Origin of the sequence: Aestuariivita boseongensis, assembly GCF_001262635.1 — a bacterium.
GTDB lineage: Bacteria > Pseudomonadota > Alphaproteobacteria > Rhodobacterales > Rhodobacteraceae > Aestuariivita > Aestuariivita boseongensis.
The window spans coordinates 20,664-29,810 of the sequence record NZ_JXYH01000049.1 but is presented as its reverse complement, the minus strand read 5'-3'; the positions used below and the strand labels follow the sequence as shown (position 1 = coordinate 29,810).

Sequence of the window (9,147 nt, the reverse complement as noted above, 5' to 3'; positions counted from 1 at the left end):
ATCAATGGGTCCTGACCCTAACAGTGTCCGTAAGTGGGCTATTTTCATAGTTGTCGGCCCGTCGGATATTTTAGTCGGCGGGTCAATTCAGCGATGGAACACTTGTAAAACAGTCCAACCTAAATACCCAAAAGCCATGACCGCTTTGGGCTCAGTGTAGCCATTCGCTGCGTCGGACATGAATGTCGGCTAAACTAATGGAACTGGTCGTTGTGCCTATTGATACGGTCTGTCGGTCAACACAATGTCGACGCTAGGAGTGGGAGGGACGGATTGAGGATAGACAATGTCTACAATCCAACTTCCCGTCATCAGACCCAAGCACGTACCCTGGAACAAAGGGCGGCTCGTTGGCCAGAAACGGCCTCTGCTCGCGAAACAGGTCTGGGCGATCCGTGCCCGGCTCGAGCTCTCCGGTAATCTGAGGGATCTTGCGCTGTTTAACCTTGCGATCGACAGTAAGTTGCGCGGTTGCGACCTGGTTTGTTTGAGGGTCTCTGACCTGATCACGGGAAACAGGGTCCGCGAGCGTGTAACGATTATCCAGCGCAAGACCAAGCGCCCCGTGCAATTTGAGATTTCGGAGAATACCCGCAATTCCATTTGGAATTGGGTGAGCCGTCCGCAGATGCTTGGCTGTATTTACCTCTTCCCCAGTCGTTTCCATGGCAGTCCGCATGTATCCACCCGGCAGTATGCGCGCCTTGTCCGGGATTGGGTGTCGGCAATTGGTCTGGATCCCAATGGATACGGGACGCATTCACTGAGACGCACCAAGGCCGCGTTGATCTACCGCAAAACCGGCAATTTGAGAGCGGTTCAGCTGCTGCTTGGTCATACAAAGGTGGATAGCACTGTGCGGTATCTCGGTGTCGAGCTTGAAGACGCGCTGAGTATTGCCGAGAAGATCGACATTTGAACTTTAGGCGGGCGGTTGCGACCGTCCGCCTTCTGTCCTTGGATCTTCGATCTTCCGCTGGACTTCCGAGCCCGTGTGAGCGTCACTGTTGTCAATTAGCAAATTGGTTTCCTGCCCGGTCTGCCGGGCTTTGGGCAGTACGGGGTGCCGGTGCCCCGCACTTAAATGGAGACCAAAATGGCCGAACAAATCAAAAAAATTCCTTCGACGTGTCTGGGAGGGGAAAAGCTGCGAAAGCAGACAGGCAAATCCAAATCCGACACCTTGCATCAACTCTTGTCGCGGCGGAACGGCGCAACGGTTGCTCAGCTTCAAAATCAGCTCGGCTGGCAGCCGCATACAGTGCGCGCGGCGATCTCCCGGTTGCGATCCTCCGGCGTATCGATCGAGCTCGATCGGTCGGGCAAGTTTGCCCGCTACCGCGTGATAGACGGAGTAGGTCAGTGACAAGGTCCCTGGCAACATTGAGCCTTCAGGAGTTGGAACAGGCGGATGCGGCCGCACTTCGACAGCTTTGGGCGGAAACCAAGGGGTCAGAGCCGCCCAAAACCTTTACCGCGCGTCTGATGCGACTTGCGCTTGCCTGGGAGGCTCAAGCCAAGTTGTCAGGGGGCGAGACGACCCAAACGCATAGTGCGTGGAACCGGGTTATGCGGACGAGAACTGAGAATGACAACGACCGCGCAAACTTGCGGACGGTTTGTGATGGCACCCGCCTTTTGAAGAAATGGGGCGGGACAATCCACGAGGTCTTGGTCACGGAAAACGGACGCGCACTATGGAACGGGGAGCGGTACACATCCCTTTCCGCGGTCGCGCGTGCGATGACGGGTACCAATCGCAACGGTCCCAAGTTCTTCGGGCTGCGTGAGGACGCAAATCGATGATCCGCCAGCGTTGTGCCATCTACACGCGAAAGTCGACAGAGGAAGGGCTGGATCAGGAGTTTAACTCGCTGGAGGCGCAGCGCGAGGCTTGTGCTGCTTACATTCTCAGTCAGAAACACGAAGGTTGGATGGAACTCTCAGATCGTTATGACGATGGCGGCTACTCCGGCGGAACGATGGGCCGTCCGGGTCTGAAGCATTTGCTTGCGGATGTGCGTCACGGGCGTATCGATGTCATTGTCGTTTATAAGGTGGATCGGCTGACACGATCGCTGGCCGACTTCGCCAAGATGGTCGAACTGTTCGACGGGTCAGGGGTGTCGTTCGTTTCGGTAACCCAAGCCTTCAATACGACCTCGTCGATGGGGCGCCTGACATTGAATGTACTTCTGTCCTTCGCCCAATTCGAACGCGAGGTGACGGCCGAGCGTATCCGGGACAAAGTCGCTGCCTCCAAACGCAAGGGCATGTGGATGGGGGGCGCGGTACCCTTGGGCTACGATGTCAAGGACAAGGCTCTCGTGGTGAATCCAGATGAGGCAGGGGTCATCCGGATCATCTTCGCAGAGTATTTGTCCACGGGTTCGGTACGCGAACTGTCAAAGCGTTTGAACAAACTTGGTGTTGTTAGCAAGCGCCGTACCAATCGGTTCGGTCGCACTACTGGTGGCAGCGCTCTCTCGCGCGGTGCGCTTTACAATATCCTGCGCAATCCGATCTACATTGGCAAAACCCGTCACAAGGACGCAGTCCACGATGGGCTACACGAAGCAATCATAGATGACGATACTTGGGCTAAGGTGCGGGCCCTCCTATCGGAACATGGCGGGAAGAAGATTAGCACATCCCGCCGATCTGCAGAGCGTGTACTAAATGGTCTGCTATTCGACCAAAAGGGCAGGGCGATGCGGACGACCTACGCATGCAAATCCATGCGTCAGGGCAGTACCGCTCGGACAAAACGCTATTGGTATTATACGTCAAAGCCGACTGGTGCAGAGGACAGGGCCGACATCACGCGCCTGCCTGCGATTGCGATCGAGCGCCTTGTTTTTAGCAGTCTTTCGTGTCGATTGAGCGATAGAGCCTGGCTGGCAGAGCAAATCACACGAGCCGACGTGGCGGATGCTCCGATGGTTGACATTTTGCAGGCGGCGGACGCCCTCAACTCAAAGATTGAAGTAGACGACAGTGATACCCACACGCACAACCTGAGCGGATTGATTAAACGCATCGAAACGCAACAGGATCGTCTGTGTATTAGGCTTGATCTGAGTGCACTGTTCGTACAAAATACAGATCACAGGCCGATTTTGGCCAGTTTCGAAGTGCCGTACAGTAAACGCCAGAACGGTCGTTCCCGACCTATCGTCATTACACCTGAAAACGCTCCACAGCCGGACACGGATCTCATCGCACTTGTCGCTGATGCCAGACGATGGGCTGGCGAACTTCTAGAAGGAAAATCTCAAACCATCCAGCAAATTACTGAGCGGGAAGGTCTGCGCAGCGGATCTGTCAGTCGCATTCTTCCGCTCGCCTGGTTGGCCCCGGACATCGCGATGGCTATTCTTGAGGGTCGCCAACCACCCGAACTCACAGCGAAATCCTTGCGCGATCTTCCTGGACTGCCGCTGAGCTGGGAGGAGCAGCGGCGGATTTTGGGTTTTCCGGATCACTAAGCTGGGCTGGTTCCGCTCAAGACCTCATAGGGACATGCCCGGCAGAGACTTTCAACGTATGTGCCCCAAAATCGCTTCAAACTGATACCTATCGTGAGGTCTTGTGCTGTTTGAGCTCCTCTAACCCACGGATAAGTCGGGACTATCCAGAACTCGCATTCTGCCGGCGGTTTTGAGGAGACTGAGTGGTGGGCGACCCTGGAATCGAACCAGGCGTGCGTCTCCGCGAGGGAACCGCAGGTGGCCCCTGCCAACAGGTCGAAGCGCAGGATCGATCCGGGGGATCGATCGGGAGGACGCAAGGCCGGGCTGCGTTCGACCGAATTACATATGCCGGAGGAGTTTTGAGTGGTGGGCGACCCTGGAATCGAACCAGGCGTGCGTCTCCGCGAGGGAGTTACAGTCCCCTGCCACACCTTGCGGCCTGTCGCCCACTGTTCTTGCGCATTGCGCTGAACGTGCGGGCGTGATTACAAGCGCGCCCAAGGGCCGTCAACAGGAAAATCCCTGTAGAGGGCCGGACGCAGAAACGGGATGTGATACCCATGAAAAAACCCAAATGGGTCGTGGAAAAGGAACAGGCGAAAAAGGCGCAGGCTGCGCAGACGGTCTGGCTTTTTGGCCTGCATGCGGTGCGCGATGCACTGGGCAATCCCGCGCGCGACAAGCTGCGCCTGATCGTGACGCAAAATGCCGAGGCCAAGCTGGCCGATGCCATTGCCGCATCCGGGCTCACGCCCGAGGTGGTCGATCCGCGCAAGTTCAACGCGCCTTTGGATCCCGGTTCGGTGCATCAGGGTGCCGCGCTTGAGGTCAAGCCGCTGGACTGGGGCAGCCTGGAGGACCGGTGCTTTGACGCCCATCGGGTGATCCTGCTGGACCGGGTGACTGATCCGCATAACGTGGGCGCGATCCTGCGATCGGCCGAGGTGCTGGGCGCGCAGGCGGTGATCGGGACGCGGCATCATTCCGCACCCGAAACCGGAGCTTTGGCCAAGACCGCAAGTGGCGCGTTGGAGCGTCAGCCGTATCTGCGGGTGCGCAACCTGGCGGATGCCATCACCGAGTTGCAGCGCATGGGCTTTATCGTGCTGGGCCTGGATGGTGAGGCCGAAGAGACGATCGAGGCCGCGCTGGACGGTCTGTCGGACCGGCCCGTTGCGCTTGTTCTGGGGGCGGAGGGGCCGGGACTGCGGCAAAAGACGAAAGAGACCTGCGATAAACTGGTCAAAATCGACGCGGCGGGCGCGTTTGGGTCGCTCAATGTCTCCAATGCGGCGGCGGTGGCCTTATATGCCTCTCTGAAGGCATAAGGAGAGGTCTCATCGCGTATCCCACGAAAATCGCCACCTGCTGCTACTGCGGCACGCGCGCGGCGCTGGTGCTGAAAGGCCGCAACCGGCATGAGCTGGCCTGTTCCTCCTGCGGGGCGCCGCTGCATGACATGAAGATGCTGCGCAAGGATCGCGAGGGGCCGCGCGAATTGGTGCCGCCCAGCCGGGTGCGGGAGGTCGCTGTACCTGCGAAAGCGCACAAACCCAGGAAGGCCAAGCCCGAAAGGCCGGTGAAGCGCAAGCGCCGCAAGGGGTTGATGTCGAAGCTGTTCGAGGAAGCGTTTGACGTGATCGAGGATATCTTCGACTGAAACGCTTCTCACGCGCGCGGGCTGCCAGATCACATCGCCGTGCGGGGGCTGGCGTGACGCATGGGAAGGCGTCATCTTGGGGACACGATCAACGAGGAGATTTTCCGATGCTGTCGCGCCGTCTTTTTCTTGCCTCTGGGGCCGCACTTGCGGCGGCGGGACCCGTCCGTGCGGATCAGCCGATGTTCTTTGCCCGCGAAGGGGCCGTGATCGGCGGAATTGACGTGGTGGCCTATTTCACCGAAGGGCGGCCGGTGAAAGGATCACGTGATCACGCGGTGATGTGGAAAGGGGCGGTTTTTTATTTCGCCTCAGCCGCCAATCGCACCCGGTTCGAGATGAATCCGATGCGCTATGCCCCGCAATATGGCGGCTATTGCGCGTACGCGGTCGCACGCGGCTACACCGCGCCGGTGGTGCCTGAAGCCTGGCAGATCGTCGACGGCAAACTGTACCTCTGCTATTCCCTGCGGGTGCTGGAGCTTTGGCAGCGCGACATTCCGGGATTTATTGCGCGCGGTGACGCCAACTGGCCGCAGGTTTTGCAGGCTTAGATCGGCGGAATTCCGCCAAAATATGCGCAGATCACGCATCCGTCACCGTTGGCCCTCTTTTCAGACAGAAATGCTCACCTATCTCAAGTGCATGACGCAGAGCCGGAACCTCTGCGATCACTTCACTGTCCCTCGTTCCGTGACTTTGCGCTCAAGGATTTCCTTGAGCGCTTTTTTCTTGGATAACGGGATAGTAAGTTGCGCCCATGACACAATATTCCGATGATTTCCTGCGCCGCATCCTGAAGGCAACCAAGACCATCGCCATGGTCGGCGTGTCGATGAACCCGGTGCGGCCCAGTTACTATGTCGCGCGATATCTGGACCTGAAGGGGTTCGATATCGTGCCGGTCAATCCCATCCATGCGGGGGAAGAGATTTTTCGCAAAAAGATCGTGGCCAGCCTGAGCGACATCGACAGGCCCATCGATATGGTGGACATCTTCCGGCGCTCAGACGCGGTGCCCGAAATCGTGGATGAGGCGATGGCGCATCTGACAGGGCTGAAAACGATTTGGATGCAGATTGGCGTGGAGCATGCCGAAGCCGCCGCCAAGGCGGAAGGGGCGGGGCTGAATGTCATTCAGAACCGCTGCCCGAAGATCGAATATCAGCGGCTGTTCGGGGAATTGCGCATGGGCGGGTTTGCGACCGGGGTGATTTCGTCAAAGCTTTGAGCGGGCCGAACGTTCGCGGAAAACTCCGCGCGGCTCAGCGGCTGGCCTTTTCGTCTAGGCCCGAGATGCCTTCGCGGCGCGCCAGTTCGGCCAGCACGTCGTCCAGCGTCACATCGCGCGCGGCCAGCATCACCAGTAGATGATAAAGCACATCGGCCGCTTCCGCCGTCAGCGCCGCGCGGTCACCTTTCACCGCTTCGATGATGGCTTCCACAGCTTCTTCGCCGAATTTCTCGGCGCATTTTTCGGGGCCTTTGGCCAGCAGTTTCGCGGTCCAGCTGCTGTCGGGATCGGCGGATTTGCGGGCTGCGATGGTCGCGGCCAGGGTGTCGAGCGTGCTCATGTCAGCCTCATCGGGATGCCTGCGGCGGCCATGTGTTCCTTGGCCTCGCGGATGGTGTAGTCGCCGAAATGGAAGATCGAGGCGGCAAGCACGGCCGAAGCATGGCCTTCGGTCACGCCTTCGACCAGGTGATCCAGCGTGCCCACACCGCCCGAGGCGATGACCGGCACATCCACCGCATCGGCAATCGCGCGGGTCAGCGGGATGTTGAAACCTGCGCGTGTGCCGTCTCGGTCCATTGAGGTCAGCAGTATCTCCCCCGCGCCCTTGGCGGTGACGGTTCTGGCGAATTCCACGGCGTCGATGCCGGTGGGTTTGCGCCCGCCATGGGTGAAGATTTCCCATTTCCCCGGTGAGACGGTCTTGGCGTCAATCGCGCAGACGATGCATTGGGAGCCGAACTGATCCGCGGCCTCCGCGATCACATCGGGGTTGGCCACGGCGGCAGAGTTGAAGCTGACCTTGTCAGCGCCTGCCAGCAGCAGATCGCGCACGTCTTCCTTGGTGCGCACGCCACCCCCCACGGTCAGGGGGATGTAGCACTGCTCGGCCGTGCGCTGGACCACGTCATACATCGTGCCGCGGTTTTCATGGGTGGCATGTATGTCGAGAAAACAGAGCTCATCCGCGCCGGCGGCATCATAGGCGCGGGCCGACTCCACCGGATCGCCGGCATCCACCAGATCGACGAAATTCACGCCTTTGACCACGCGGCCATCGGCGACATCAAGGCAGGGGATGATGCGGGTTTTCAACATGGGCGGTGTTCTAGGCCGGATCAGGCAGTTTGACCAGAGAGTGGATGCGCCGCCACGCGCGCAAGGGCATTGCGCGAGATCAGGATGTGAAAGGGCATGATCGCCGCCAGATAGATGCGCCCGCCGATATTGTGGGGCTCTACCCATGTGGCCAAGGTCACGCGCCCCTGATGCGATGTGACGGACACCCGGAAATTGAGGTGTTTGTCGTCAAAGCCTGCGACCAGTTCGGTGTCTGTCTCTGATTCAACCGGGAAGATGCCCACACGGTCGGGCGCTTCGGGGCCATCATTGTCGAGCCCGAAGGGCGTGGTGATCAGCCGCCGCAGCCGCAGCAGGCCCTGCGCCCAGCCGGGGAAATCTGTGATGATCTCGGCAGCGGCGCGCGGGGACAGGGGGGAGGCGACACTGTAGCAGTCCAGAAAATCCCCCGGCACGCGGCGTGCGTGCAGGGCAGAGAAGGCAGGCAGGGGGGAAGTGCTGACAGGGGCAGACATGGCGCGGGCTCTCGAAAGGATCTGTCAGGTAGATCGGCACGCGACCGCGCCAATGCCATGAGGCGCGGTGACGCGGATCTCAGCGCTGGGCGCGGATCGCCTTGATGATATCGCGCAGCGCGATCACCACCATGATCAGCAGGCAGAGCCCCGCCACGGGCAATGTCGCCAAAAGAAACCAACCCGAGACAAAGGCTGTGTAAAGCTGTTCGCCATAATCCACGCCGTCCACAACGCAGGGGTTCTGGAACCCTTCATGGACGATGCAGCCATGTTCTTTGGCGAAGTTCGAAGACCACAGAACAAGATAGGCGGGATAGAGGCAGACCGCGATGACGGCGGTCAGGATGACGTATATCCAGCGAAACTTCATCCCTCTGACAGCGCGGTCAGCGCCTCGGCCAGATCAATCGCGCCATCATAAAGCGCGCGGCCCGAGATTGCGCCCGAGATCACGCCGGTATCCCGCAGCGCGATCAGGTCGGCCAGCGACGACACCCCGCCCGAGGCGATCACGGGGATCTGCACCGCACGGGCCAGATCGGCTGTCGCGTTGATATTGGGGCCTTGCATCGCGCCATCGCGGTTGATGTCGGTATAGATGATGGCGGCCACGCCCGCGTCCTCGAAGGATTTGGCGAGGTCGGTGACCATCACGTCCGTCTCCTCCGCCCAGCCTTTGGTGGCCACGCGGCCATTGCGTGCATCAATGCCCACAGCCACATGGCCGGGGAAGGTGCGGGCCGCTTCGCGGACCAGGTCGGGGTTTTCGACGGCGACAGTCCCGAGGATCACGCGGGCCAGGCCCTTATCCAACCACGCCTCGATCGTGGCCATATCGCGGATGCCGCCGCCCAGTTGGGCGGGAACATCGGTGGCCTTCAGGATCGCCTCGACCGGAGCGGCGTTCACCGGCTCCCCGGCGAAAGCGCCGTTCAAATCAACCAGATGCAGCCATTCACAGCCCGCCTCCACAAAGGCCATGGCCTGGGCGGCGGGATCGTCGTTGAAGACGGTTGCCTGGTCCATCTCGCCGCGCAGAAGGCGCACGGCCTGGCCGTCTTTGAGGTCAATCGCGGGATAAAGGATCATGGTCGGGCCTTTCGCTGTCTGGGCGGCTTTATGCACGCCGGACAGGGGAATGCAACGCGACGCCAAGTCAGTCTTGCGCGAAATGGCTTTGAT

Annotated in this window: 13 protein-coding genes and 1 tRNA gene; 8 read left to right on the top strand and 6 right to left on the bottom strand. The window is 59.8% G+C overall.

The window, feature by feature from the left end:
• The first annotated feature begins 286 nt into the window (after positions 1 to 286).
• The 4 genes from TR61_RS16015 to TR61_RS16000 all read left to right on the top strand — a co-directional run bounded on the left by TR61_RS16015 (position 287) and on the right by TR61_RS16000 (position 3,488).
• Entirely contained in the window at positions 287 to 919 is a 633-nt protein-coding gene (locus TR61_RS16015; protein WP_050931533.1) for a tyrosine-type recombinase/integrase, read from the top strand.
• A gap of 165 nt (positions 920 to 1,084) precedes the next feature.
• Positions 1,085 to 1,366 (top strand): DUF3489 domain-containing protein, encoded by a 282-nt coding sequence (locus TR61_RS16010; RefSeq protein WP_050931532.1) that lies wholly within the window; start codon positions 1,085 to 1,087, stop codon positions 1,364 to 1,366.
• A complete protein-coding gene (locus TR61_RS20570; protein ID WP_425394227.1) occupies positions 1,363 to 1,806 on the top strand; it encodes a DUF2924 domain-containing protein in 444 nt (147 codons plus the stop codon). Before TR61_RS16010 ends, TR61_RS20570 begins: the two co-directional genes overlap by 4 nt.
• Positions 1,803 to 3,488 (top strand): recombinase family protein, encoded by a 1,686-nt coding sequence (locus tag TR61_RS16000; RefSeq protein WP_050931530.1) that lies wholly within the window; start codon positions 1,803 to 1,805, stop codon positions 3,486 to 3,488. The genes TR61_RS20570 and TR61_RS16000 overlap by 4 nt, the downstream gene beginning before the upstream one ends.
• A gap of 349 nt (positions 3,489 to 3,837) precedes the next feature.
• Here TR61_RS16000 and TR61_RS20010 read toward each other — a convergent pair.
• Positions 3,838 to 3,921: transfer RNA gene (locus TR61_RS20010), tRNA-Tyr, on the bottom strand.
• 112 nt (positions 3,922 to 4,033) lie between these two features.
• On the opposite strand from TR61_RS20010, the gene rlmB reads away from it, so the two are divergent.
• The 4 genes from rlmB (at position 4,034) to TR61_RS15980 (ending at position 6,364) form a co-directional block, all read left to right on the top strand.
• Positions 4,034 to 4,801, top strand: a complete 768-nt coding sequence (gene rlmB / locus TR61_RS15995; RefSeq protein ID WP_050931529.1) for a 23S rRNA (guanosine(2251)-2'-O)-methyltransferase RlmB — start codon at positions 4,034 to 4,036, stop codon at positions 4,799 to 4,801.
• Between the two features lie 11 nt (positions 4,802 to 4,812).
• Complete coding sequence (locus TR61_RS15990) at positions 4,813 to 5,133, top strand: hypothetical protein (protein ID WP_050931528.1); 321 nt, start codon at positions 4,813 to 4,815, stop codon at positions 5,131 to 5,133.
• 107 nt (positions 5,134 to 5,240) lie between these two features.
• Positions 5,241 to 5,687 (top strand): YHS domain-containing (seleno)protein, encoded by a 447-nt coding sequence (locus TR61_RS15985; protein WP_050931527.1) that lies wholly within the window; start codon positions 5,241 to 5,243, stop codon positions 5,685 to 5,687.
• Positions 5,688 to 5,893: 206 nt separating this feature from the next.
• The gene (locus tag TR61_RS15980) at positions 5,894 to 6,364 is read left to right on the top strand and encodes a CoA-binding protein (RefSeq protein ID WP_050931526.1); all 471 of its coding nucleotides are present in this window, start codon (positions 5,894 to 5,896) and stop codon (positions 6,362 to 6,364) included.
• A 34-nt stretch (positions 6,365 to 6,398) separates the two neighbouring features.
• Here TR61_RS15980 and TR61_RS15975 read toward each other — a convergent pair whose 3' ends face one another.
• The 5 genes from TR61_RS15975 to hisA form a co-directional block, all read right to left on the bottom strand.
• The gene (locus tag TR61_RS15975) at positions 6,399 to 6,707 is read right to left on the bottom strand and encodes a phosphoribosyl-ATP diphosphatase (protein WP_050931525.1); all 309 of its coding nucleotides are present in this window, start codon (positions 6,705 to 6,707) and stop codon (positions 6,399 to 6,401) included.
• The gene (gene hisF / locus TR61_RS15970; protein ID WP_050931524.1) at positions 6,704 to 7,465 is read right to left on the bottom strand and encodes an imidazole glycerol phosphate synthase subunit HisF; all 762 of its coding nucleotides are present in this window, start codon (positions 7,463 to 7,465) and stop codon (positions 6,704 to 6,706) included. Before hisF ends, TR61_RS15975 begins: the two co-directional genes overlap by 4 nt.
• A gap of 20 nt (positions 7,466 to 7,485) precedes the next feature.
• The gene (locus tag TR61_RS15965; protein ID WP_082181995.1) at positions 7,486 to 7,962 is read right to left on the bottom strand and encodes a DUF2867 domain-containing protein; all 477 of its coding nucleotides are present in this window, start codon (positions 7,960 to 7,962) and stop codon (positions 7,486 to 7,488) included.
• A 79-nt stretch (positions 7,963 to 8,041) separates the two neighbouring features.
• On the bottom strand, positions 8,042 to 8,335 hold the full coding sequence (locus TR61_RS15960; protein ID WP_050931523.1) for a hypothetical protein: 294 nt from the start codon (positions 8,333 to 8,335) through the stop codon (positions 8,042 to 8,044).
• Positions 8,332 to 9,054, bottom strand: a complete 723-nt coding sequence (gene hisA, locus TR61_RS15955) for a 1-(5-phosphoribosyl)-5-[(5-phosphoribosylamino)methylideneamino]imidazole-4-carboxamide isomerase (RefSeq protein WP_050931537.1) — start codon at positions 9,052 to 9,054, stop codon at positions 8,332 to 8,334. Before hisA ends, TR61_RS15960 begins: the two co-directional genes overlap by 4 nt.
• Positions 9,055 to 9,147: the final 93 nt, after the last annotated feature.

Excerpts from the sequence above, each read along its gene's own strand:
- TR61_RS15975 (WP_050931525.1), bottom strand. The coding sequence starts at position 6,707 with ATGAGCACGCTCGACACCCTGGCCGCGACCATCGCAGCCCGCAAATCC.
- TR61_RS15960 (WP_050931523.1), bottom strand. The coding sequence starts at position 8,335 with ATGAAGTTTCGCTGGATATACGTCATCCTGACCGCCGTCATCGCGGTC.
- rlmB (WP_050931529.1), top strand. The coding sequence starts at position 4,034 with ATGAAAAAACCCAAATGGGTCGTGGAAAAGGAACAGGCGAAAAAGGCG.
- TR61_RS16015 (WP_050931533.1), top strand. The coding sequence starts at position 287 with ATGTCTACAATCCAACTTCCCGTCATCAGACCCAAGCACGTACCCTGG.
- TR61_RS16010 (WP_050931532.1), top strand. The coding sequence starts at position 1,085 with ATGGAGACCAAAATGGCCGAACAAATCAAAAAAATTCCTTCGACGTGT.
- hisF (WP_050931524.1), bottom strand. The coding sequence starts at position 7,465 with ATGTTGAAAACCCGCATCATCCCCTGCCTTGATGTCGCCGATGGCCGC.
- hisA (WP_050931537.1), bottom strand. The coding sequence starts at position 9,054 with ATGATCCTTTATCCCGCGATTGACCTCAAAGACGGCCAGGCCGTGCGC.
- TR61_RS15980 (WP_050931526.1), top strand. The coding sequence starts at position 5,894 with ATGACACAATATTCCGATGATTTCCTGCGCCGCATCCTGAAGGCAACC.
- TR61_RS15965 (WP_082181995.1), bottom strand. The coding sequence starts at position 7,962 with ATGTCTGCCCCTGTCAGCACTTCCCCCCTGCCTGCCTTCTCTGCCCTG.
- TR61_RS16000 (WP_050931530.1), top strand. The coding sequence starts at position 1,803 with ATGATCCGCCAGCGTTGTGCCATCTACACGCGAAAGTCGACAGAGGAA.
- TR61_RS15985 (WP_050931527.1), top strand. The coding sequence starts at position 5,241 with ATGCTGTCGCGCCGTCTTTTTCTTGCCTCTGGGGCCGCACTTGCGGCG.